Source organism: Streptomyces sp. NPDC028907, assembly GCF_055564995.1.
Genome location: NZ_JBVHVE010000014.1, coordinates 1 through 23433, shown reverse-complemented (window position 1 = coordinate 23433; position 23433 = coordinate 1). Strand labels below are relative to the sequence as shown.

The following is a 23433-nucleotide window of genomic DNA, read 5'->3' as shown; positions in this document are numbered from 1 at the left end:
TCCGTAGTAGTCATGCGCCTTCGGACCCTTCGGGCGTCGGGGCGTCCAGGTCACGTCCGGTCAGTGTGCCGCGCTGGAACGCCCCCAGGCCCCCGCCGCCGGAACCCTGCGCCGGCCTCCTGGGCGCGGTTGCCGTCCCACCGGCCGCGCTGCCGTCGGAGGGAACGCTGGCGATGGGCGACTTGCGGGCCCCGCGCTTCGGCAGGCCGTGCACCGTGCGGGCGCCGCCCTGCTCACGGCCCTCGACCCGTCGGATGCTGCTCACCGGCACCTCACTGGCCGGCGGCGAGGTCTCCTCCATGGTCCACAGCTCCTCGGGCAGCAGAACGACGGCGCGTACGCCGCCGTAGCGGGAGACTCCCGTGACATCCACCTTGAAGCCGTACTGACGGGCGATCAGGCCGACGACCGGGAAGCCGAACTTGGGCTGGGTGCCCAGCTGGGACAGCCGGGGTACCTCGTCGCCGGACAGCAGTGCGGTCGCCGCCTGCCGGTCCTCGTCGCTCATGCTGACGCCGGCGTCGTCGATGATGATGCACAGGTTCTTCTGGACCCGCTGGAACGTTACCTCGATCGGCGCCTCGGCCTGCGAGAAGCTGGCAGCGTTGTCGAGCAGTTCGGCGACGGCGAGGGCCACCGGCGCCACCGCGGACGCCTTCAGCGCGATGCCGCTCGGCTGCATGATCTCGACCCGGTTGAAGTTGCGGATCTGGCTCTGGGCGCTGCGCACCACGTCGTAGACGCTGGCGGGCTGACTGCGCCGGCCGAGCGGGGCGCCGCACATGACCGCGATGCCCTGGGCCTTGCGGGCCATCTGCGCGTTGGCGTGGTTCACGTCCATCAGGTCGGTCAGGACGCTGTGCCCGCCGTACTTGCGCTGGATCTCGTCCAGCAACGCCGTCTGTTCGGCCGCGAGGCTCTGGAGGAAGCGGGCGGCGCCCTTGAGGACCGCCTTCGTGCTCTCCTCCGCCGCCTGCTCGGCCTCCCCGATGACACCGTCCTGCTCGTCCCGGACCCGTTGCAGTTCTCCCTGCATGCGGCCGAGCTCGCCCTCGGTGTATCTGAGCCGCTGTGCCAGCGCGGCCTCGGCTTCCCTCTTCTTCGCCCCCAGTGCGGAGTTGCGGAGTGTGAGGGCCACGACTGCGGCTACGGCTATCACCGCTATCGCAACCAGACACCAGATAAGCGCGTCTTGACTCATGGAAACCTTTCCCGGCGCGTGGTATGCAGGCGTCGACGGATACAGCTCGCGAGGATCCGCAACCCGTCACAGGGGACCGCATGACTGTTGGTGCGAAGAGCAGATCACCTCAGGCGGGTTGGGCCCGAGCGAAGTGGATCAAGGTCGCAGACGGCGGAATGCTATCACTCTCAAACATTGGCCTTGAGGCCGCCTTTGAGGTCTCCACAGGGACAACAGACGGTTCACGAAAGCCGGTTGGGAAGCAGCCGCGCTTCCCGGTGACAGCCTGTGACCGACGGTAGGTGGGGGAACCGGAGAGTCGATCACGCGGGCCGGCGGGTTCAGACGACACGTCTCGTGTCCCGCTCCGGTCGGGTCGGTCCTGGCCGCGGGCGGCCGTGGGTCGTGGCGACCCTGGTGAGCCGAACCCCCACGGACCGGTGGCCGGACCCATGCGGCCCGGCCACCCGTCATGCGTACGGCGCGCGCCTACGGGGCCATCTCGTACGCGCCGGACAGCGCCTCGACCCGCTGCCAGACGCGCTCCGTGCGCGCCTCGTCGACGACGGGCCGCCGGACCGACGCCAGCGCCCACTCCTGCTGCTGCTCGGTCGCCGAGTCCTTGCCGTGCAGTTCGACGGCGTGCCCGGAGAAGTCCCGTACCACGACGGCGAAGAGTTCGTCGAGCACGTCCTCGTCGAGTCCGGTCAGGGCGGCCTGCTCCAGGACGAGCTGCCCGTGTACGACGAGCGCGAAGAGCTGGCCGATCGAGAGGACGAGGTCGAGGTCCCGGCTCTGTTCCGCGTCGGGGGCAGCGGTGGCGACGAACTCGCAGAGTGCGTCCGCCTGTTCGCGCAGGCGGGCGACGTTGGGCAGATGCGCGTACGCCTCGAAGGCCGGGCGCCAGTCGTGGAAGCGCACCGAGCCCAGACCGCGGGCCGGGCCCTGCCGGAACAGGAAGTCGTCGTCGGCCGCGTCGAGGCGGGTCGGCACGCCGGGGTACTCGGCCGGGTCGAGCAGGTGGTTGCGCATGAACTTCAGGATCAGCGCCAGGTTGACGTGGACCGTGCCCTCCAGCTTCGGCAGGCCGCGGATCTCCACGGCCGCCTGGCTGAAGTAGTTGTCCTTCTCGAAGCCCTTGGCGGCGACGACGTCCCACATCAGGTCGATGACCTTCTCGCCCTCCGTGGTCACCTTCATCTTCGTCATCGGGTTGAAGAGCAGGTAGCGGCGGTCGTCGGGGCCGGCGGAGCGGAAGTAGTCGACGGCGCGGTCGCTGAACAGCTTCATGCCGACGAGCCTGACGTACGCGTCGGTCAGCTCGCGCCGCACGTGCGGGAAGGCGGTGACCGGGCGGCCGTAGAGGATGCGGTTGTGCGCGTGGGTGACGGCCTCGTACATCGCGTGCTCGCAGATGCCGATCGAGGCGGTGCACAGGTTGAACTTGCCGACGTTGACCGTGTTGAGGGCGGCGTCGAAGGCGGCGCGGCCGGTGTGCAGTACGTCCTCGGCCGTGACGGGATAGTCCTCCAGGCGGAACTCGCTGACGAACTTGGACGAGTCGACGACGTTCTTGACCAGGTGATAGGCCGGGTGACGGCTGTCGGCGGCGAAGAACACATAGCCGTCGGGGCCCTCGACGTCGGTGCGGCGGCCGAAGACGGAGACGAGTCCGGCGGCGTTGCCGTTGCCGATGTAGTACTTGGAGCCGGTCGCGCGGAAGCCGCCGTCGCCGTCGGGCGCGAGCAGCATGTCGGTGGAGTAGATGTCGGCGCCGTGGGCCTTCTCGGACAGGCCGAACGCGAACACCTCCCCTTGGGCGAGGAGTTCCGCGGCGCGGGCGCGGGCGGCGGCGTTGTCGCTCTGCCAGACCGGGCCGAGGCCGAGGATGGTGACCTGCCAGGCGTACCAGTAGTCCAGGCCGTAGAAGCCGAGGATCTCGTTGAGCGCGGCGATACGGGCGGTGTCCCACCGCTTGTCCGGCTCTGCCTGCCCGGCGGCGGAGGACGGCGTCAGGAAGGTGGCGAACAGGTTCTCCTTCGCGGCGAAGGCGAGGAAGTCACCGAGCCACGCGCGGGTCCGGTAGTCCTCGATCAGCTGCCGCTTCCCGCGCTCCTCGAACCAGTCGACGGTGGCACGCAGCAGGCGGCGTGTCTCGGGGTCGAAGTGCGCGGGGTCGTAGGTGCGCGGGTTGAAGAGCAGTTGGTCAGCCATGGTGAGGGACCCTTTCGGCTGGTGGATGGATGGGAATCGGGAGATCGCACGCCTGGGAGCCGGATCCGGAGCCGGAGGCGAGGAGACGCAGGCGCGTGCGGTGCGGTGCGGGGTGCGGTGGCGGTCAGCGGCCCGGGCCGAACCGGGCCAGCGTGGCGAGCACGTCGTCCAGCCAGTCGATCATCATCCGCTCGTACGCGATGCCACCGCGCAGTACGACGTGCTGGAGGTCTCGCTCCGCGTCCAGCGGCGCTTCCGCGGCGGCCGCGCTCGCCTCGGGCCCCGTGAAGTCCCGCTCCGCGCCCGCGACATAGTGCGCCAGCCGGTCCCGGTGCGCCTGCCGGTGTCGCTCCACCTCGCGGATCAGGGCGGCCGGGTCGTCGAAGGCGGCGCCCCGGATCTTCACTGCCAGGTCGTGGCGGACGCTCTCCGGCTCGATCGGATCGTGCAACCACGAGGACAGCGCGGCCCGGCCGAGGTGGGCGACGGAGTACTCCTTCTTGTCCGGCCGTCCCTGCTGCGGGACGTCCCGGGCTTCGACCCAACCGTCGTTCTCCATGCGTTTGAGCACGCGATAGATCTGCTGGTGGGTCGCGGTCCAGAAGTAGCCGATGGACCGATCGAAACGCCGGGCCAGCTCATAGCCTGATCCCGGCTTCTCCAGGAGCGACACCAGGATCGCGTGTTCGAGCGCCATGACGACGATCGTGCTATGCAACTCGTTGCATAGCAACCCTCACCCGCCCTGATGCGACGCGGCTCACCTCCGGACGTGGTCCCCCGTACCCACGGCGAACGAGCAACCGCTTTGTTTTTACGTTGCTGACGCTTCAGCAGGCGCTGTTGTGCTGGCGGCTCTGAGAACCCCAGGAGGGTCCCGTGGCCGAGGCACTGATGGCACTGCGGAACGGCCCCGCAGATGTCGTATCGCAATTCACCCTGTCGGCAGGCGCCGGCGACCGGGCGCTGTACTCCCTCGACGAATTCCACCGCTGGTGGGAGGGCCGTTGCCAGGTCGAGCAGTTCTCCGTGCAGCGCATACCCTTCGCCGAACTGGACGGCTGGCACTTCGAGCCCGAGAGCGGCAACCTCGCCCACGACAGCGGCCGATTCTTCTCGGTGCAGGGGCTGCGCTACCGCCCGGACGGATCGGCGGAGCTGTCACAGCCGATCATCAACCAGGCGGAGACCGGGATCCTCGGGATTCTGGTCAAGGAGTTCAACGGTGTCCTGCACTGCCTGATGCAGGCGAAGATGGAGCCGGGCAACGTGAACACGTTGCAGCTCTCCCCGACGGTGCAGGCCACCCGCAGCAACTACACCCGGGTGCACAAGGGCGGCAGAACCCGCTATCTGGAGTACTTCCACGGTCCCCGCCGCGGCCGGGTGCTGGTCGACGCCCTGCAGTCCGAGCAGGGCGTCTGGTTCTGGCACAAGCACAACCGCAACATGGTGGTCCAGGTCTTCGAGGACGTACCCGAACACGAGGACTTCCACTGGTTGACGCTCCAGCAGGTCCATGAGCTGCTGCGTACCGACAACCTCGTGAACATGGACGCCCGCACGGTGCTCGGCTGCATGCCCCTGGCTCCTGCCGGAGACACGCACGTCGGCCCCGGCGACCCGTTCACGAGCGCGCTGCGGGAGTCGTACGATCCGCGTGCGTCGGCGCTGCACAGCACGACCGAGCTTCTGAGCTGGTTCATCGACTGCCGGACGCTGCACGACTGGACCGCCCGGCTGGTGCCGCTGAACGAGGCGGCCGGCTGGACCCGCACCGCTGACGAGGTCGTCGGCGACGGCGACGCGCACTTCCGGATCATCGCCGTGGCGGTCGGTGCCGGGAACCGCGAAGTCACCCGCTGGTCGCAGCCGCTGCTGGAACCCCTCCAGCACGGCCGGTCGGTCTTCCTCGCCAAGCGGATCGGCGGAGTGCTGCACCTGCTGGTTCAGGCCCGGCCCGAACCCGGGCTCCTCGACATGGTCGAGATGGCGCCCACCGTTCAGCTCCCCGCCGTACAGGGCGCCGGATCCGCCGCACGGCCCGTGCCGTTCGCCGCCGAAGCCGAAGCGGCCGGCCCCGACCGCATCCGCTTCGACGCGCTGCTCTCCGAGGAGGGCGGACGCTTCCACCACGCACAGACGCGCTACCAGGTCATCGAGGTGGGTGACGACTTCCCGCTGCAGGTGCCGGAACAGTTCCGCTGGATGACGGCCCACCAGCTCGGCTCGCTGCTCGAGCACAGTCACTACCTCAACATCGAGGCGCGCACCCTGCTCGCCTGTGTGCACTCCCTGCGCTGCCGATAGGAGGAACGCGTGCGAGTCCTTTTCACACCGATGGCCTGGCCGACCCACTTCTACCAGATGGTGGGCCTCGTCTGGGCGCTCAGAGCGGCGGGGCACGAGGTGCGGGTCGCCGCACAGCCGTCCCTGATGGACGCGGTGACCAGCACCGGCGCCATCGGCGTGTCGGTCGGCGGCGGCTACGACCTCATGTCCGGCATCGCCGACCTGGTCAAGACCCGCAAGGGTGTCGACCAGCAGCCCAACATGGTCGGCCCCGGCGAGTTCCACGCCGACGTACGGCGCAAGCTGCTGGAGCTGCGCATGGTGCCGCACATCAGGACCGCCGAGGACATGGCCGAGGACCTGGTGGACTTCGCCCGCGCCTGGCGTCCGCACCTGATCGTCGCCGACCCCCTTGCCTACGCCGCCCCGCTCGCGGCCGCCGCCGTCGGCGCGCCCGTCGTCCGGCATCTGTGGGGTCCCGACATGTCCCGCCACGTCAGCCTGCCCGGCAGCGGCGTCAGCGCGGACGAGGACCCCAAGGCCGCGTGGCCCCGTGAACTGGTCGAGCTCTACCAGCGCCACGGCGCGCGGCCGGCGCCGGACTTCGCGGTCCTCACCCTCGACACGTGCCCGGAGAGTCTCCAGGTCCCGGGGGTGCCCCACCGTGTGCCCATGCGCTACACCGCTCACAACGGTGCCGCGGTGGCCCCCTCCTGGGTGCTCACTCCCGCCGAGCGGCCCAGGATCTGCGTCACCTGGAGCTCGTCGTGGGGCGCGTTGATGGGGGAGGAGGCCTTCCTCGTGCCCCGGATCCTGGAGGCCCTGGACGGGTTGGACGCCGAGATCGTCGTCGCCGTCAAGAAGGCCGACCGGGCGCGGCTGCCCCAGAGCGTCGTCGGCGTCCGTGTCGTCGAGGACATGCCGCTGAACCTGATCCTGCCGACCTGCCGGGCCATCGTCCACCAGTCGGGCTCCGGCACCGCGCTGACCGCGGCGCTCTACGGCGTTCCCCAGCTGACCCTGCCCCAGGTCGCCGACGAGGGCCTCGTCAGCGACCAACTGTCCCTCGCCGGCGTCGGTATCGGCCTCAAGGCGGACGAAGCCGACACCGGTGCCATCACGGCCGCGGCGTCGAGGCTCCTGTCCGACGACGAAACCCTCGCGGCGGCACACCGCCTTCAGGAGGAAATCCTTGCTCAGCCGACGCCGTCCGAGGTGGTCGAACGCCTCGAAGAACTGGTCTGAGAGCCCACAGTGAAAGCACTCGTCCTCTCAGGTGGAAGTGGCACCCGGCTGCGGCCGTTCAGCCACAGCATGCCCAAACAACTCGTCCCGGTCGCCGGGAAGCCCGTCCTGTTCCACGCCCTGGAGGCGCTCAGGGAGGCCGGGATCACCGAGACCGGGGTCATCGTCGGGGCCCCAGGCACCGCCGTACGCGCCGCCGTCGGCGACGGGTCGCGCTTCGACATGTCCGTCACCTACATCCCCCAGGAAGCGCCGAAGGGCCTCGCGCACTGCGTGATGGTCGCCCGCGACTTCCTCGCCGAAGACGACTTCGTCATGTATCTGGGGGACACCGTCTACGCCGGCGGGGTCACCGCAGCGGTGGACGCCTTCCGGGAGGGGCGCGCAGCCGCCCAACTGGTGGTGACCAAGGTGGAGAACCCCTCGCAGTACGGTGTCGTCGAACTCGACGCCACGGGGCTCGTCACGGCCATGGAGGAGAAGCCCACCGCCCCGCGCAGCGACCTCGCCGTCACCGGCCTGTACTGCTTCACCCCGGAGATCCACGAGGCCGTACGTGCCATCCGGCCCAGCCGCCGTGGCGAACTGGAGATCACCGACGCCCTCCAGTGGCTGATCCTCCGGGGCAGACCCGTAAGGGCCCGGACATTCTCCGGTTACTGGGCCGACACCGGCACCCTCCACGACCTCCTGGAATGCAACAAGGTCCTCCTGGAGGAGATCACGCCCCGCAACGACGGCACGGTCGACACCGCCAGCCGGATCTCCGGGCTCGTCGTCATCGAGGCCGGGGCGATCGTCGAGCGCTCCAAGATCACCGGGCCCGCGGTCATCGGCGCCGACAGCACCATCATCGACAGCGAGGTGGGACCCTACAGCTCGTTCGGCCGTGGCTGCCGGCTGCGTGACGCGGGGGTGGCCCACTCGATCCTGCTGGACGGCGCCTCGGTGCAGGGCGTACGCCCGATCCGGGGATCGATCATCGGGAGGGCCGGGGAAGTCCGGCAGAGCCAGACCCCCTCCGCCGGCCACCGGCTGATGGTGGGCGACGACAGCCGGATCGAGGTGTCGGCATGAGGATCTTCGTCACGGGCGCAGCCGGATTCATCGGCTCCCACTACGTACGCGGTCTGCTGGACGGGGACTGCCCCGATGACGTCGCCGACGCCGACGTCACCGTCCTCGACAAGGTCACCTACGCCGGCAACCTGGCCAATCTGCCACTTGGCCACGCCCGTCTGACCTTCGTCCGCGGAGATGTCTGCGACGCCGAGTTGCTGGGCGAGGTGCTCCCCGGGCACGACGCGGTCGTGCACTTCGCGGCCGAGTCGCACGTCGACCGGTCGCTGATGAGCGGCACCCCGTTCGTCACCACGAATGTGCTGGGCACCCAGGTGCTGCTGGAGGCCTGTCGGCGCAGCGGCGTCCGACGTGTCGTCCACGTCTCCACGGACGAGGTCTACGGGTCGGTGCCCACGGGCCACTCGCCGGAGACCGCACTGCTGGAGCCCAACTCCCCCTACGCGGCGTCCAAGGCGTCGAGCGACCTGATCGCCAGGGCCTACTGGCGCAGCCACGACCTCGACCTGTCGATCACCCGCTGCTCCAACAACTACGGGCCGTACCAGTTCGTCGAGAAGGTGATCCCGCTGTTCATCACCAACCTCATCGACGGCAGGGACGTCCCGCTCTACGGCGACGGCCACCAGGTACGGGACTGGCTCCATGTGACGGACCACTGCCGGGCGTTGCACCAGGTCCTGCTCAGGGGGCGCGCCGGCGAGATCTACAACATCGGCGCGGGCCAGGAACTCACCAACCGGGAGCTGACCGGTCGTCTGCTGGAGTTGTGCGGGGCGGACTGGGACCGAGTGCGTCAGGTGCCGGACCGCAAGGCGCACGACGAGCGCTACTCCGTCGACACCGCCAAGATCCGCGAGGAGCTGGACTTCGTCCCGCGGGTCACCCTCGACGAAGGGCTTGCCGACTGCGTCGCCTGGTACCGGGACAACCGTGAGTGGTGGGAGCCCCTCCGGCGTGCCGTCGCGGAGCCCGCCGTACGGAACTGACCGGCCCGACACCGAACGGGCGCCGGGCCGGTGGATCACCTCCACCGGCCCGGCGCCCGTTTCGGTCGGCGGCTCAGCTCGCCGCGAGCCGTTCCAGCGACGTGGCGACCTCGGCGGGCGAGGGCTGGGCGAGCAGTTCCCCCCGCAGGTCGCGCGCCGCCGCGCCCATCGCCTCGTCGGACAGCGCTGTCTCGACCGCCCCGGCGATCTCCGCGGCGTCGGTCTTCGCGGCGTTGAGCGCGATGCCCGCACCAGACCCGGCGACGTGGGACGCCGTGTCCAACTGGTCCAGGATGCCCGCGACCAGCACCTGTGGCAGGCCGAAAGACGCGGCCGTGAGCATGGTGCCGGTACCACCCTGGTGTACGACGGCGTCGCACGTCGGCAGCAACAGGTGCAGCGGCATCCGCTCCACGACCCGTACGTTCTCCGGCACCTCACCCAGCAGTTCCCGGTCGCGGCCCGTGACCGTCGTGACCACCTCGGCGTCGAGCCCCGCGAGGCTCTTGAGGATGTCCGGCACCAGGAACCCCTCGGCGCCGGTCAGTTCCGTCGTCGTGGTGCCCCATGTCACACAGATCCGGCGCACGGTCGGCTCGGACAGCCACGCGGGCGCCTCGCCGGGTCCGTTGTAGGGCACGAACCGCACCGGCATGTGGTGCGGGATGCCCGCGAACTGCAACCGTGGCGGACACGGGTCGACCACGGCGGCCGCGTACTCAGCCCGCACCTCCACCCCGTGCCGCTCGTACAGGGCGACCAGCGCGTCGGCCCACATCCGGGGCTCCGCGCCGTTGCCGGGGAACAGCCCCATCTGCCGCTCGAACGCAGGCCCGGTCAGATGGGTGACGAGCGGTACGCCCGCGATCTCCGCGACGAGCGGGGCGACCATGGCGAACGGGTTCGCGACCACCAGATCGGGCCGCCACGCCTCGACGAGCGGGACGAGGTCCGCGGCCATCGCCTCAGCGGTCCTGGTGAACGGCGCGAACTTCGCCTCCAGGGCCGGTTTCAGCACCTCGAACGGCACGTCGGGCGGGCCGCCCGGGTCGGTGCCGTCGTCGGGGTGGTCGCGGTTGTGCTGAGCCAGCTCGTTGGTGACCTTCTGGAACTCCGGCATGAAGTCGTAGTCGCGCCCCACCGTGGACACCGTCAGGCCGGACTGCTTGACGGTGTCCACCACATGCGGCTGGCCCGCGACCCTCACCTCGTGTCCGGCCGCGCGGAGGGCCCAGGCCAGCGGCACCATGGGCATGTAGTGCGTGGGCTGGGACCACGGTACGAAGAGAACCTTCATCGGCGTGTCACTTTCGATAGGTGTCGGTGACGGTCAGCAGTACGCTCGCGACGTTGTAGCCCTGGGTGCCGCCGAGCAGGAGGACCCGGTCCCCGGGCGTCAGCTCACCGGACCTGAGCAGATGATCCAGGGAGAACACCTGGTCGCTCGCTCCGATGTGCCCGATGGTCCGGCCGAAGTCCCAGGTGGAGCGCTCCATCGGCAGACCCAGCGGTCGCATGACGTCCGCCTCGATCAGGGCCGCCCCGGCGTTGGTGAACACGACCTTCTCCAGGTCCTCCGGGCCGAGGCCGGCCTCGTCGAGGGACTGGCGCGCGACGTCGGCGTACATCGTGGAGAACAGCCGGTGCAGGTCGAAGGAGTCGAAGTCGGAGCCCAGCGCGTACTCCCGGGCCCGGGCCGGGACGTCCACCGTCTCCCGCGCCAGGGCCTCGTGGTCGGCCAGGTCCAGCGAACCGCGGTGCAGGCCCTCGAGTTCCGGGATGGTCAGGGAGTTGACGGCCTCGATCCGTGCGATGCCTTCCGTCCTGCCGACCAGCACGGCCGACCCGCCGTCCCCGAGCGCCATGCCGAACCCCGCGCTGTGCCAACGGTCGTAGTACGGGGCGACCGCCCGCAGCGACGACGTCACCAGCGCGGTGGACCGGTCCGTGGCCAGGCTCAGCCAGGCGATGGCCATCTCCAGGCCGGACAGGGTGCCGTTGCAGCCCTGCCCGATGGTGTGCGACGGGGTGTTGCCGCACTTCAGCTCCCGCAGGACGTAACCGGCCGACGCCCACCCCTCGGGGACGTCCCGAGCCATCGGGGCGTGCACCAGCAGGTCCAGGGCGACCGGGTCGAGGCTCGCCCGGTCCAGGGCCTGCCGGCCGGCGTCGACGGCCAGGTCGGTGGCGGCGACCGCGTCGGCCACGGGAACACCCACCAGGTCGCTGTCGAAGAAGTCGTCCTCGTGGCACAGCCCTTCGGCGATGGCCTGCTTCAGCGACACCCTCTCGGGCGGCAGGCTCACACCGAGTGCCCGGATATGGAAGTCATGCGTCTTCACTCGTGCGTCCTCCGTACGTACCGACGGCCCGAAGCGAGTGCTCGGGCCGTCCGGATCCGTGTGCGTGTGTGACTCGGGGTCAGAAGGTGGGCGGTGTCACGGCCCGGATGTTCCCCAGGTAGGGATGCCACAGGTGATCGGGGTCGTTCTCGACCGCGGTCACGATCTCCCGCATGGCGTGGAGCGCCTTGGGCTCCTCGTCGTCGTAGAAGTCGCCCTGCAGCATCTTGAGCACGTCGATGCGGTAGCGGGGGTCCTGTACGAACGCCGTGAACAGGACGTTCAAGCGGTAGTAGATGGAGATGAACTCGTACCAGTGCCTGACCGCGCGGCGCAGCTTCGACTCGAAGGTGGCGAAGCGGGGCCGGGAGAAGTCGCCCTCCTTGTGCGCGGCGATGATGTCCTTGGCGGCGAGCCGGGCGCTGTTCAGCGCCACGCTGACACCGCTGGAGAAGATCGGGTCGACGAAGCGGGCCGCGTCACCGACCAGGACGAACCGGTCGCCGCAGATCTGCTTCATCGAGTAGCTGTAGTCGCCCTCCGACTTGAAGGGACGCAGGCGCGTGCACCGCTTGAGCGCGTCGTGGAGTTCGGGCCGGCTCGCCACGGAGTCCCAGAAGAACCGCTCCCGGTCGGCGTTGGCCGCGGCGAAACGCTCCTTCTGCGTCACCACACCGACGCTGGTGATGGTGTCGGTGATCGGGATCTGCCAGACCCACGAGTCCTCGATCGGCAGGAAGTGCACGTAGATGTAGTCGGTCTTCTCGGGGGCGACGGAGAGTGCGCCGCGGTCGAGTCCCTCGAACCAGCTGTGGATCGCGTACTGGTTGAAGACCGGGTCGGGCACCTTGACCTTGAGCTGCCGGCCCAGCACGGTGTGCCGCCCGGAGGCGTCGACGACCATACGGGCGGTGAAGTCCACGGTGCGCGGGCCGAAGCGGCAGCTCACCGTGACGAGGTCAGGGTCGGAGTCGAAGTCGGCCTTCAGTACACGGGCGCCGGAGAAGACCTGCGCGCCGAGGCTCTCGGCGTGCTTCAGCAGGATCAGGTCGAACTTGCCGCGGTCCACGTGGTACGTGTAGTCACGGTCGACGCCCTGCTGGTCGCGCTCGACGAACATGACCTCGGCGGCCCAGTCGTGGTCGAGGCCGGCGAACCCGTTGTGCGGCACGTTGCGTGATTCGGCGGAGGTCCATGCGGCGCCGTACTTCCTGGGGAAGCCGGCGGCGTCGATCTGGTCCATCACCCCGATCTCGGTGAGGACCGGCGTGGTGGCCGGGACCAACGACTCGCCGATATGAGGCCGCGGGAACGTCTCGCTCTCGAACACCCCCACGGACAGTCCCGCCGCGGCCAGATAGGAAGCAGCGGTGGAGCCGGCCGGCCCGCCTCCGATGACCAGGACGTCGAAGTCAGCTTCCATGCGCTCTCCCCTTGGCTGGAGTGGCTTCCGCACTCGTGTCGTCGGTCACCGTCGCGCGTGGTTCTTAAGACCTGCTAAGACGGGTCCAAACACGACGGGGGAGAGACGATCGACGCCTGCCCGCGGATGGCGTCGAGCAGCAGTGCCTGCCGCAGGCTGTCCTCGTCGGGCACCGATCCGGTGCGTACCGCCGCGGCGAACGAGGCCAGGGCATTGGCCACCTGGTCGTCACAGGGCAACCGGATCTCCTCGGTGCCGCCGCCGCGTTCCAGACGCAGTACCGGCACATGGTCGGCAGGCGGAGTGAACGCCCGGTCCACGCTGATGCGCCCTTCGCTGCCGACCAGTTCGTACGTGGACCGGTAGGTGTGCTCCAGGCCGAAGGTCAGCTCTGCCTCGACGCCGTCCGGGCCGAGCAGCCGTACCGTGCCGCCGGTCTCGACAGGGTGCCGGGCGCTGGAGGTGAGGACCGCCTCGGCGACGCTCAGCTCACTGCCCAGGAAGTGCACGGCCGTACGGACCGGGTACACCCCGATGTCCAGCAGCGCGCCGCCCCCCATGTCGGGCTGGTAGCGGATGTCGCCGGCGGGCAGCTCCGGCACGGTGAAGGTGGCGCGCAGGGTCCGTACCGCGCCGATGGCGCCCTCTCGCACCAACCGCCGGACGACGTCGTGCTGTTGGTGGTGGACGAACATCACGTTCTCCCGCAGCACCAGACCGAGCCGGCGCGCGAGCCCCATGAGGCGGCGAGTGCGGGGGGCGTTCGTGGTCAGCGGCTTCTCCGCGAGCACATGCCGGCCGCTCATCAGCGCCGCCTCCACCCAGGAGGCGTGCATTGCGGCCGGCAGCGGAATGTACACGGCCTCTATCTCGTCGATGTCCAGCAGTTCCGCGTAACCATGGACCGGTCTGCCGCCGAATGTCTCGGTGAAGCGCCTGGCCTTCTCCATGTCCCGGCTGGAGATGGCGACGACTTCGATGCCGGGCAGTTCGTCGATGGCGGGGAGAATTCGGCGCCGTGCGATGGAGGCACATCCCATGACTCCGATACGGACGGGGTCGGTGCGGCTCATCATCCCTCCGGTTGAGCCCCCGCATGCACGGGCTAGCGACACAAGCCCGCCCCTTTCCGGCTCGTAACGGTGATATGTGGGAAAGGCGGACGGCCTGGAGATCGCTGGATGTCGGGACGGAACATACCGGGACCATCGCTCATGCCACAAGCACACCGCCCCTGATGGTCACCTGTCCACCCGCCGTGAAGTGCTGTCCAGGATTACCCGACGGCAGACCCTAGGGGGGGTGGTAGGGGGTGGATCCAGGGGCACAGCAGGGGTGTACAGAAGATCACCCCTGCTACCTAGACTCACGGCAACGAGAGCGTCAGTTCGAATCTCCAGCAATGCTTGACCACAATCGTCGGGGGACGGGGGAACGAGCATGCCATTGCCCGACGGCAATGAGGAAATGTGGCTACGACGATTTCCAACTCATCCGCAGATCGACGTTCGACTGGTCTGCTTCCCGCATGCGGGAGGCTCCGCGAGCTACTACTTCGCCCTCTCCCAGGCACTGAACCGGGAGTTGGAGGTAGTGGCCATTCAGTATCCCGGCCGGCAGGAACGCCGGCGTGAGCCGCTTATCGACAGCATTTCAGAACTCAGCGACCGGATCTTCGACGTACTGAGCGCTGAGCACCATGACCGCACGGCCTTCTTCGGCCACAGCATGGGCGCTGTCGTGGCCTTCGAGGTGGCACAGCGGTTCCGGCGGAAGCTGGGCACCGGCCCCGAGTGGCTGTTCGTCTCGGGGCGCAGGGCGCCGTCACGGCACCGACCGGGAACGGTCCATCTGCGCGACGACGCCGGTCTGGTGGCCGAGCTGCGCACCGTGGGCGGCACGGACCCGAGCTTTCTGGCGGACGACGAGCTTCGCCAGGTCATCCTCCCGGTGGCGCGCAACGACTTCAAGGCAGTGGAGACCTACACGTGGACGAGCGGGCCACCGCTGGACTGCCCGGTGACGGCGTTCGTCGGCGACCACGACCCGCAGACCACCGTGACCGACGCCGCGGCGTGGTCCGGCCACACCACGGGAGCCTTCGACCTGAAGGTCTTCCCGGGCGGCCACTTCTTCCTGGACACCCACCGGGACGCCGTGGCCCGCACGATCGCGACCGCGATCGGCTCGTCCGCACCCCCCACCGCGATCGAGGAGCCCGCTCCGTGAAATACGAGATTCTGGGTCCGCTCCGCGTGGCGGACGACAGCGGCTACAGCTTCATCAGCGCGCGGAAGATCGAGACCGTGCTCTCCGTCCTGCTGATCCGCTCCGACCAGATCGTCACCCCGGACCAGCTGATGAGCGAGATCTGGGGCGACAAACTTCCCCTGCGGGCCACCGCCGGCCTGCACGTCTACATCTCCCAGCTCCGCAAGTTCCTGCGTCGGCCCGGCCGTTCGGAGAGCCAGATCGTCACCCGTCCACCCGGGTACCTGCTGCGCAAGGGAACCGACGAGATCGACTTCCATGCCTTCCTGCGTCAGGTCAACCGGGGCCGCACCCTGCTCAGGGAGGAGTGCTACGAGGAAGCCTCCGACTGTTTCGACAACGCCCTCGGGCTGTGGCGCGGAACCGTCCTCGGCGATCTGCGGGGCGGGCCCATCGTCGACGGCTTCGTCACCCACATGATGGAGTCCCGGCTGGAATGCCTGGAGATGCTCGCCGACGCGCAGCTCGAACTCGGCCGCCACCGCGAGCTCGTCGGCCGACTGTACGCGCTCGTCGCCGAGAACCCGCTGTGCGAGGCCTTCTACCGCCAGCTGATGCTCGCCCTGTACCGCTCCGAGCGCCAGGCCGACGCGCTCAAGGTGTACCAGGCCGCGCGCCGGACCCTCAACGAGGAGCTCGGGCTGGAACCGGGCCAGGCACTCAGGGAACTGCAGCGGGGCATTCTGGCCTCGGACGAACAGCTCCGTGTCTTCGCCACCCTGTGACGTGCGGGGCGGGCCGTTCGCCGACGGCCCGCCCCACCCGCCCGGCGCCGCTTCAGCGGCGTCCCGGGAGCAGCCGCCGAAGGCGCAGCAGCCGCAGCAGCAGACCCAGCACGGCGGTCTGCGGGGTGCGCAGTCCCCGCGACCGCAGCAGCGACGCCGTGGTCCACAGCTGCGTCTCCAGCACATGGTTCGGGGAGGCATGCACGTCGTCGTGCTCGATGAGGCTGAGGTGGCGCACATGCCGCTTCAGCAGCTGTACATCACCGTACGGAATGATCTCGTCGCGCAGGCTTGCGGCGTACGAGACGGGGACCGTCAGCCGCCCCAGTTCGTCGGCCGTCAGCGCCCAGCCGGCGTCGCCGGCGAGACCGTCGGGCCGCCCCGTCATGTGGGCGAGGGTGTCGGACGTGATCCTCGGCAGCCTGCGCTGCCATCCGGAGTCGGTGAAGAACTCACTGATCGGGGCCCCGACGGTGACGACGCCCCGGATCCTCGGGTCCTCCACGGCACAGCGCAGCGCCATGTGGCCGCTGAAGCTCAGCGCGGTCGCGTAGGTGCTGCGGACGTCGGCACGGTCGGCGACTTCGTCGAGCAGTCGCGACAGCATCCGCCACGCCTCCGGGTCGTACGGCAGGGTGTTCTCGCCCGTCGACGGCATCTCGGTGACCACGGCGGCCATGCCGAGCCGCTCCGCGTGGACCAGCATGGGCGCCCACTGTTCCTTGATGGTCACATTGCCGCCCATGAGCACCAGCAGCGGCTTGCGATCGGTCGTGGACAGCCCGCTGGTCCAGCACCGCACCCGCCCCCGGTCGAGCTTCACCTCCAGCGGCTGGATCCGCGGGTACGACGCCCGCCAGCGCTCCAGCGCGGCGATGCACCGGTCCAGGGCCTCCTGCCGGGCGGGCCCGTCGATGTAGGGGAAGCGGGCCATGGCGTAGTGCCGGGACGCCTCCAGGTACTGCCCCGACCGCTCCAGTCGCTGCCCGGCCCGGGACCACTCGCCCACCCATGAGCCCGGCTCGGCACCGTCGTCGGTGGTGATGCGGACGAGCACGTCCTGGTATCCGCGTATGCGCTGGCCCCGTGCGTGGGCCTCGATGTAGCCCTTGAGTTCGGCGACGTCGTTCACTGCTCTCCTTCCCCGGATTCCCGGTGGGCCTCGAGGCCGTCCTTCAGATCCGCGAGCACATCGGCCGCTTCCGCACCGTCGATGGCACGGTGGTCGAAAGTGAGGCTGAGCCGCATGACCGGTGCGACGGTCACCTCCCCGTTCCGCACGACAGGACGATCGGCGGTCCGGCCGACGCCCAAGGTGACAGTGGCCCCGCCGACGGAGTAGAAGCCGTCGACCGGCCGATGCCCCAGCGAGGTGACCGCGAACGTGCCCATCTTCTCGGCCCGGCCGGCCAGCGGCCGTACACCCAGCCGGAACGCGAGCCTGCCGAGCGGCTGCGGCAGGCGCTGCAGTGTCCGCATCGGCGCGAACTCGGGCATGGTCGCCGGGTCGCCGTCCTTGAAGTGGTCCACCTGCCGCTGGATCGCGTCCAGATGGGCCCGGTGCAGATCGCGCAGCACCGTGGAGACGACGATCCGCTGGCCCCCCAACGTCTTGTCCAGCGTCAACTTGCCGTGCACCGAGTCGTACCACGCCATCCTGGGCCGCAGATGCCCGCGCAGCGCGGTGTTGGCCGCCGGATGCGCCCTGAGGACCCGGGCCGCCGCGTGGAGCACGTACGACACCGTCGAATACCGGCGGCCGTGTTCCCGTGCCGCCGACTGATGCGCCCTGATCTCCGTCATGTCGACGTCCGTGTCCAGGAACACCGGCTTGACGGCGCGCATCTCGTCCAGGAAGAGCAAGGTGTGCCGCCGCTCGCGCGGAACAGGGGCCTGCTTGACCGTGCTGGGCTCCGAGGGCCGATCTCTCCGCGCGTTCACGTCGCACCTTCCTCCGACACCGATCACCTTCACGTGTGGTCATCGTCGGAGACGGGGCTAAAGCGAGTCTTGCCCTCCGGTCGATTCCGCGGCGTCGGTCCGGGTGTTAGTGCGTCTTTAGCATCACGGCCTAACCTGCGCCCGTTATCGGTAGGAAAACTGTCACGCTGGGAGTTCACATGACGGTGGCCCGGAACAAATCCACGGATGTCGACGAGAAGACGGAGGACGGCGGGATAGACCGGCGAGCGGTCGACGTCGGCACCGAAGCGCTCGCGGAGGAGATCGTCGACCCCGGACCGTTGGACGTCAAGGGTTTGGCCATGGCAGCGGCCGCGACGGCCGGCCTCTACGCGCCGGGCCGCGACAACGAGGACGACATACTCGCCAAGTGTCTCGTCCGGCGCGTCACGGAAGTGGTGGAGAAACTGTCGGTCAGCGACGACCCGGAAAACGCCGGCGTGGGCACCACCGTCGAGTACGTGGACGCCTTTTTCGACGAGGACGGTAAACGGGTCGGCACGATGTCCGGAAACGCCGTCGTCCTGGCCATGACCCCGCACATGTGGCAATACCACAAGAGCACCACCGAATTCGAGGACGGCACCATCGAACACACGGGGGTCGTCGACTGCACGGCCCTCATGCATCGGATGACTCAGCTGCACCGCGTCGTCGGCACCGGGGGCGTCTACCTCGGCAAGTCGGGTTACATGGCCTTCGAGATGAGCGACCCCCACCAGAAGCCGCCCCACTTCAGTGTGACGTTCGTCCTGTGCTGAAAGCAGCTCGGGGCCGGACCACCCGGTCCGGCCCCGAGCCGTGCACCGCCCCGCGTCACGGCGCCGCCGCACGCTCCCGGGGAGCCCCGAACCACGTACGCAGCGCCGCCGACAGCGGACCGGAACCGTCCGCCCAAGCCACCCGGCCGTCCGGTCGGACCAGCACCGCCGCGGCGTCGATCGCGCCCACCGGCTCGGCCCGGACCAGGTCGACCCGGTCCTCCCAGCCCGACAGGTCACCGCCGATCTCGGCGGCCCCCGAGAAGTCCAGGACCAGCCCACGGCCGGACGCCAGCAACCGCGCCACCGAGGTGTCACCGTCCCGCGTGGTGAGCGCGATGTCCGCGAGCCGCGCCCCCAGGAGCGCCCCCGTCGCCCCGTCCGCTCCCATGGGGTAGCGGACGTCCAGGCCGCCCACCATCTTCACCAGGTAGGCGTTCACCTCGTCGAAGGCCACCAGCTCGCCGAGGATCTCCCGCAACGGCCCCACCTCACCCATGCGGTGCATCAGTGCCGTCTGCGCACGCGTCGTCAGACACGCCCGCGCGCCGACCGGATGGCGCTCCCCGTGATACGTGTCGAGCAGCTCCGCCGGAGCCCAGCCCCGTACCTCGGCCGCCAGTTTCCAGCCCAGGTTGACGGCGTCCTCGATCCCCGTGCTCAACGCCTGCCCGCCCAGCGGGAAGTGCACATGCGCGGCGTCCCCGGCCAGGAATACCCTCCCGGCCCGATAGCGCTCCGCCTGCCGCGTGTCCGCGTCCCACCGGCTCAACCACACCGGCGCGCCCTCCGGTTCGGCACCAGTGAGCCGCACCACGGCAGCGGAGAACTCCTCGAACGTCACCGGCGCCGCACGGTCGGCCGGTTCCGCCTCGAACTCACCGGTGATCACCCGCAGAGTGTCCGGACCCGTCGGTACGACGGTGCACAGGCCGCGCTCGTACTGATTGGCGCCGATCCGTGCGAACAGCGCATTGCCCGGCTCGACCTTCAGATCGCCCAGCATGCCGTAGAAACGCGGCCGCACACCCGGGAAACCGATCCCGGCGAGATCACGCACCGTGCTGAGCGCGCCGTCGCAGCCCACGACGTGGCTCGCCCGCAGGGACACGTTGGCACCGCCGGCCGACTGCCGCACCGTCACCTCCACACCCGACGCGTCCTGGGCGATGGCCACGACATCGGCGCCCCGGCGGATCTCCACGCCCAGCTCGACGGCGCGTTCCGCCAACCGCTGCTCCAGCCGGGCGTGCGGCACCGCGAAGGACAACGGGTGCCCGCCGCCGAGCCGCGGGAAGTCCAGCGGAATGTGCGCGAAGTGCGCCTGAGGGAAGGGGAAACCATCGTTCTGCAGAGCCACCATGATGCCGCGCTGGGTGAGCAGCTCCACCACGGCCGAGTTGATGGCCCCACCGCGGGACTGCTCGCCAGGCGTGTCCTTCCGCTCCAGGACAACGGTCCGCACGTCGGCGAGACCGAGCTCGCAGGCGAGCATCAGGCCGACCGGTCCGGCGCCGACGATGACAACGGGATCGCTCATGAATCGCTCCTTGAAAAGCTCGAAACGGATGTCGTCACGGGGTCGTGACGGAAGAGGGGGCGGTCGGCTCCACCTCGGCACGGCCACCGAGCCGGTCGTGCAGATACCGGGCGAGCGCGGCGGGCGTCGGATGGTCGTACACGGCGGCCGGTTCCAGCTCCACGTCCAGCCCGGCGGCTCCCAGCCGGTTGCTCAACTCCAGCGCCGTGATCGACGAGAAGCCGAGGCTCAGGAAGTCGACGTCGACGTCCACCGCATCCGGGGCGGAGTGGCCCAGCACGGCCGCGGACTCGGAGCGGATCAGCCCTACGAGGAACTCCAGCCGCTCCCCTTCCGGAACGTCGGAGAGCCGTGTCGGCGACATTCCGGCCGTGCCGCCGTCGTCCTGCGCACCGGCTGTGCGCATCGCCCGGCGCGCGAGCGGCACCCCGTGGAACAGCCGCCGCCGGACCTGCCCGAGAGGCTGCCCGAGCAGTTCGTCCCAGTCGACATCGGCGACGACGAGGGACTCGCCGTCCAGCTGCGCCGCCTGCTCCACGAGCGCCACGACATGCTCTGGCGGCACCGCTCGCACACCGGGCGGCACAGCGGCATCCGCCTCGGGGCCCGGCCACTTCGGGACCACGGCCAGGGCCACCACCGGATGCCCGGCGGCCCGGCGCCCGGCGGCGAGTGCGTCGAGCGACGCCCGCAGGGACGCGGCGGTGCCCTGCCGGGTCCCCTGGTCGGTGAACGCCGCCGTCGAGGTGATGAGGACGAAGGTCTCCACACCGGACTCGCGGGCCATGTCGTCGAGGCGTACGGCCACATCCAGGTCATGCCGTTCGGCCGCGTCCACGGCGACGTGGAGGACCGCCGTGATCGGTTGCTCCGCCCGCGCCCACAGCCCGGTCATGTCCGCGTGGGCGGCCGGATCACCGGGCACCACCGTCACCCGGTCCCCGAGTTCCCCGGCCAGCCGAGACACCTCCGGGCGGTCGCCGTCCTGCGCACCCACCGGCAGCAGCACCCGGGCCCCGGCGTGCCCCGCCACCCACCGCACCAGCCGCTCGCCCAGGTGCGTCGCGGCACCCGTGACGACCACCGTGCCCTTCGGCTCCCATCGGGACGCCGCCGCGCCGACCGGCGCCACGGGCACCAGGCGGGGCGCGAACGCACCCGACGCACGCAGCGCCACGCGCGGCTCGTCACCCGCGCCCAGAAGCCGGCTCATGCGGTCCGCTATCGCGGCGTCGACCTCCCCGGGCAGGTCGATCAGCCTGACCCGGCGCTCCGAAAACCCGTCCGCTAGCGCCTGGCTGAGCCCCCAGAACGCGGCCTGACCAGGGTCGGCCGGCGCGTCCTCCCGGCCTACGGCCGCTCCTGTGCGGGTCACGACCCACACGGGAGCCACGGCGTGCAGCTTCGTCAGGGCCGCTGCCGCCGCCGTCGGTGTGTCCTGCGGCCCGGTCAGCCACAGCACCCCGTCCACGGCACCCGTCACATCGTCGGGCCCGCCGACGACGACCTGGTCGCCGCACGCGGCCAGCCGGGAGGCGAGCTCATGGTCGTCCCCGACGATCAGCCACGTCCTGGGCGCACCCGCACCCGCACCCGCACCGGTCGGCTCGGGGACGGGTTCCCAGGTCAGCCGGTACTGCCAGCCTTGCTGCCGCTTGTACGTCGACAGCGCGGGCAGGACCGCGTCCAGCGCATCCCTCCGGTCCGCCGGCAGCCGAAGCATCGCCGCCAGGGCGTCCAGGTCACCGTCCTCCACCGCCTGCCAGAACTCCGCCTCGGGAGCCTGCCGCGCCTCCTGCTGAGGCGGGTTGAGCCAGTAGGTGCGGTGCTGGAAGGGGTAGGTGGGGAGGCTGACGCCGGGCGCGGGCGGGCGGCCCGCGGTGGGCCGGGCGGTGTGACCTCGGGTGTGGGCGTGGGCCAGCGCGGTGAGCACAGTGGCCGGTTCGGGGCGATCCCGCTGCAAGGTGGGCCGACAGGGGGCGTTGGCGAACGGCGTGAGGGTGGGGTGGGGGCCGATTTCGAGGTAGGTGGTGGTGTGGTGGTTGTGGAGGGTGGTGAGGGTGTCGGTGAAGCGGACGGGTTGGCGTAGGTGTTGGGTCCAGTGGTCGGGGGTGAGTTGGTCGGGGGTGGTGAGGGTGCCGGTGAGGGTGGAGATGAGGGGGGTGTGGGGTGGGTGGTAGGTGAGTTGGGCGGCGGTGTGGTGGAAGTCGTTGAGGATGGGGTCCATGTGGGGGGAGTGGAAGGCGTGGCTGACCCGCAGGGGGGTGACTTTGCGGCCCTGGTTCTTCCAGTGTTCGGTGATTTCGGCGACGGCTTGTGTGTGGCCGGAGATGACGGTGGTGGTGGGGCTGTTGACGGCGGCGATGGCGAGGTGGTGGTGGTGGCCGTCGAGGGTGGTGTTGATTTCTGTTTCGGTGGCTTGGATGGCGGTCATGGCGCCGTCTGGGGGGAGTTGTTGCATGAGGCGGGCGCGTGTGGTGATGAGGGTGGCGGCGTCGGGGAGGGTGAGGATGCCGGCTGCGTGGGCGGCGGCGTATTCGCCGATGGAGTGTCCGGCGACGTAGTCGGGTGTGAGGCCCCAGTGTTGGAGGAGTCGGTACTGGGCGGTTTGGAGGGCGAAGAGGGCGGGCTGGGTGTAGAGGGTCTCGTCCAGCAGTGCCGCGTCGGTGGTGCCGGGTGCGGCGAACATGATGTCGCGCAGGGGTCGTGGGAGGTGGGGGTCCAGTTCGGCCCATGCCTCGTCCAGGGCTTCGGCGAAGGCGGGGTAGGTGTCGTAGAGTTCGCGGCCCATTCCGGTGTGTTGTGAGCCCTGGCCGGAGAAGAGGTAGGCCAGGCGTCCGCCGTCGGGGGTGCCGTGGAGGACGGCTTTGGTGTGTTCGCCGTGCGCGAGGGCGTCAAGGCCGTGGAGCAGGGCCTCGCGGTCCGTGCCGACCACGGCGGCGCGGTGGGTGTGGTGGGTGCGGGTGGTGGCCAGGGCGTGGGCGATGTCGTGGGGGGCGAGTTCGGGGTGGGTCTGGACGTGTGTGTGGAGTCGTGCGGCTTGTGCTCGTAGGGCGTCTTCTGTGCGGGCGGACAGCAGCCAGGGCATTGGTGCTTCGGTGGGTGCGTTCGTGTCGGGGGTGGGGGTGTCCGGGGCTTGTTCGAGGATGAGGTGGGCGTTGGTGCCGCTGATGCCGAAGGAGGACACGGCTGCTCGGCGGGGGCGTCCGGTTTCGGGCCAGGGCACCGTCTCGGTCAGTAGCGACACCGCGCCCGCGTTCCAGTCGACGTGGGGTGTGGGTTCGTCGATGTGGAGGGTTTTGGGCAGGACTCCGTGTTGCATGGCCTGGACCATTTTGATGATGCCTGCGACGCCTGCGGCGGCTTGGGTGTGGCCGATGTTGGATTTGATGGAGCCGAGCCACAG

18 protein-coding genes are annotated in these 23433 nt (G+C 69.8%); 7 read left to right on the top strand and 11 right to left on the bottom strand.

The genetic code is table 11. The annotated features are described in order from the left end of the window. Nucleotides 1-10: 10 nt before the first annotated feature. The 3 genes from ACZ4UU_RS34575 to ACZ4UU_RS34565 all read right to left on the bottom strand — a co-directional run bounded on the left by ACZ4UU_RS34575 (nucleotide 11) and on the right by ACZ4UU_RS34565 (nucleotide 4094). Nucleotides 11-1201 carry an ATP-binding protein gene (locus ACZ4UU_RS34575; protein WP_471907340.1) on the bottom strand — a complete coding sequence of 397 codons (1191 nt, stop codon included), beginning with the start codon at nucleotides 1199-1201 and terminating at the stop codon, nucleotides 11-13. Nucleotides 1202-1672: 471 nt separating this feature from the next. Next, entirely contained in the window at nucleotides 1673-3397 is a 1725-nt protein-coding gene (locus tag ACZ4UU_RS34570; protein ID WP_471907339.1) for an acyl-CoA dehydrogenase family protein, read from the bottom strand. Nucleotides 3398-3521: 124 nt separating this feature from the next. Continuing rightward, on the bottom strand, nucleotides 3522-4094 hold the full coding sequence (locus tag ACZ4UU_RS34565) for a PadR family transcriptional regulator (protein ID WP_471907338.1): 573 nt from the start codon (nucleotides 4092-4094) through the stop codon (nucleotides 3522-3524). Between the two features lie 182 nt (nucleotides 4095-4276). On the opposite strand from ACZ4UU_RS34565, the gene ACZ4UU_RS34560 reads away from it, so the two are divergent. From ACZ4UU_RS34560 to rfbB, 4 genes are read left to right on the top strand one after another with little or no spacing between them, the layout of a single operon-like run. Then, nucleotides 4277-5707, top strand: a complete 1431-nt coding sequence (locus ACZ4UU_RS34560) for an NDP-hexose 2,3-dehydratase family protein (RefSeq protein WP_471907337.1) — start codon at nucleotides 4277-4279, stop codon at nucleotides 5705-5707. A gap of 9 nt (nucleotides 5708-5716) precedes the next feature. Continuing rightward, a complete protein-coding gene (locus tag ACZ4UU_RS34555; RefSeq protein WP_471907336.1) occupies nucleotides 5717-6934 on the top strand; it encodes a nucleotide disphospho-sugar-binding domain-containing protein in 1218 nt (405 codons plus the stop codon). A gap of 9 nt (nucleotides 6935-6943) precedes the next feature. Then, nucleotides 6944-8011 carry a glucose-1-phosphate thymidylyltransferase gene (locus ACZ4UU_RS34550; RefSeq protein ID WP_471907335.1) on the top strand — a complete coding sequence of 356 codons (1068 nt, stop codon included), beginning with the start codon at nucleotides 6944-6946 and terminating at the stop codon, nucleotides 8009-8011. Continuing rightward, entirely contained in the window at nucleotides 8008-9003 is a 996-nt protein-coding gene (rfbB, locus tag ACZ4UU_RS34545) for a dTDP-glucose 4,6-dehydratase (RefSeq protein WP_471907334.1), read from the top strand. Before ACZ4UU_RS34550 ends, rfbB begins: the two co-directional genes overlap by 4 nt. Nucleotides 9004-9076: 73 nt before the next feature. Here rfbB and ACZ4UU_RS34540 read toward each other — a convergent pair whose 3' ends face one another. The 4 genes from ACZ4UU_RS34540 to ACZ4UU_RS34525 all read right to left on the bottom strand — a co-directional run bounded on the left by ACZ4UU_RS34540 (nucleotide 9077) and on the right by ACZ4UU_RS34525 (nucleotide 13841). Beyond that, the gene (locus tag ACZ4UU_RS34540) at nucleotides 9077-10300 is read right to left on the bottom strand and encodes a nucleotide disphospho-sugar-binding domain-containing protein (RefSeq protein ID WP_471907333.1); all 1224 of its coding nucleotides are present in this window, start codon (nucleotides 10298-10300) and stop codon (nucleotides 9077-9079) included. Nucleotides 10301-10307: 7 nt separating this feature from the next. Continuing rightward, nucleotides 10308-11345 carry a ketoacyl-ACP synthase III family protein gene (locus tag ACZ4UU_RS34535; RefSeq protein WP_471907332.1) on the bottom strand — a complete coding sequence of 346 codons (1038 nt, stop codon included), beginning with the start codon at nucleotides 11343-11345 and terminating at the stop codon, nucleotides 10308-10310. 79 nt (nucleotides 11346-11424) lie between these two features. After that, on the bottom strand, nucleotides 11425-12768 hold the full coding sequence (locus ACZ4UU_RS34530; protein WP_471907331.1) for an NAD(P)/FAD-dependent oxidoreductase: 1344 nt from the start codon (nucleotides 12766-12768) through the stop codon (nucleotides 11425-11427). Nucleotides 12769-12842: 74 nt separating this feature from the next. Beyond that, the gene (locus ACZ4UU_RS34525; RefSeq protein ID WP_471907330.1) at nucleotides 12843-13841 is read right to left on the bottom strand and encodes a Gfo/Idh/MocA family protein; all 999 of its coding nucleotides are present in this window, start codon (nucleotides 13839-13841) and stop codon (nucleotides 12843-12845) included. A 367-nt stretch (nucleotides 13842-14208) separates the two neighbouring features. On the opposite strand from ACZ4UU_RS34525, the gene ACZ4UU_RS34520 reads away from it, so the two are divergent. Both ACZ4UU_RS34520 and ACZ4UU_RS34515 read left to right on the top strand, forming a co-directional pair. Next, a complete protein-coding gene (locus ACZ4UU_RS34520) occupies nucleotides 14209-14997 on the top strand; it encodes a thioesterase II family protein (protein ID WP_471907329.1) in 789 nt (262 codons plus the stop codon). Continuing rightward, entirely contained in the window at nucleotides 14994-15764 is a 771-nt protein-coding gene (locus ACZ4UU_RS34515; RefSeq protein WP_471907328.1) for an AfsR/SARP family transcriptional regulator, read from the top strand. The genes ACZ4UU_RS34520 and ACZ4UU_RS34515 overlap by 4 nt, the downstream gene beginning before the upstream one ends. 52 nt (nucleotides 15765-15816) lie before the next feature. Here ACZ4UU_RS34515 and ACZ4UU_RS34510 read toward each other — a convergent pair whose 3' ends face one another. After that, nucleotides 15817-16896, bottom strand: coding sequence for an alpha/beta hydrolase (locus tag ACZ4UU_RS34510; protein WP_471907327.1), 1080 nt, complete (start codon nucleotides 16894-16896; stop codon nucleotides 15817-15819). Beyond that, nucleotides 16893-17609, bottom strand: a complete 717-nt coding sequence (locus ACZ4UU_RS34505) for a 2-oxo acid dehydrogenase subunit E2 (protein WP_471907537.1) — start codon at nucleotides 17607-17609, stop codon at nucleotides 16893-16895. The genes ACZ4UU_RS34510 and ACZ4UU_RS34505 overlap by 4 nt, the downstream gene beginning before the upstream one ends. Before the next feature lie 275 nt (nucleotides 17610-17884). Here ACZ4UU_RS34505 and ACZ4UU_RS34500 point away from each other — a divergent pair, with 275 nt between their 5' ends. Beyond that, a complete protein-coding gene (locus ACZ4UU_RS34500) occupies nucleotides 17885-18487 on the top strand; it encodes an allene oxide cyclase barrel-like domain-containing protein (RefSeq protein ID WP_471907326.1) in 603 nt (200 codons plus the stop codon). 55 nt (nucleotides 18488-18542) lie between these two features. On the opposite strand, the gene ACZ4UU_RS34495 is transcribed toward ACZ4UU_RS34500, so the two are convergent. Together ACZ4UU_RS34495 and ACZ4UU_RS34490 are read right to left on the bottom strand one after the other, a co-directional pair. After that, nucleotides 18543-20027, bottom strand: coding sequence for an FAD-dependent monooxygenase (locus ACZ4UU_RS34495; protein ID WP_471907325.1), 1485 nt, complete (start codon nucleotides 20025-20027; stop codon nucleotides 18543-18545). Nucleotides 20028-20061: 34 nt separating this feature from the next. Further along, the gene (locus tag ACZ4UU_RS34490; protein ID WP_471907324.1) at nucleotides 20062-23433 is read right to left on the bottom strand and encodes a type I polyketide synthase; all 3372 of its coding nucleotides are present in this window, start codon (nucleotides 23431-23433) and stop codon (nucleotides 20062-20064) included.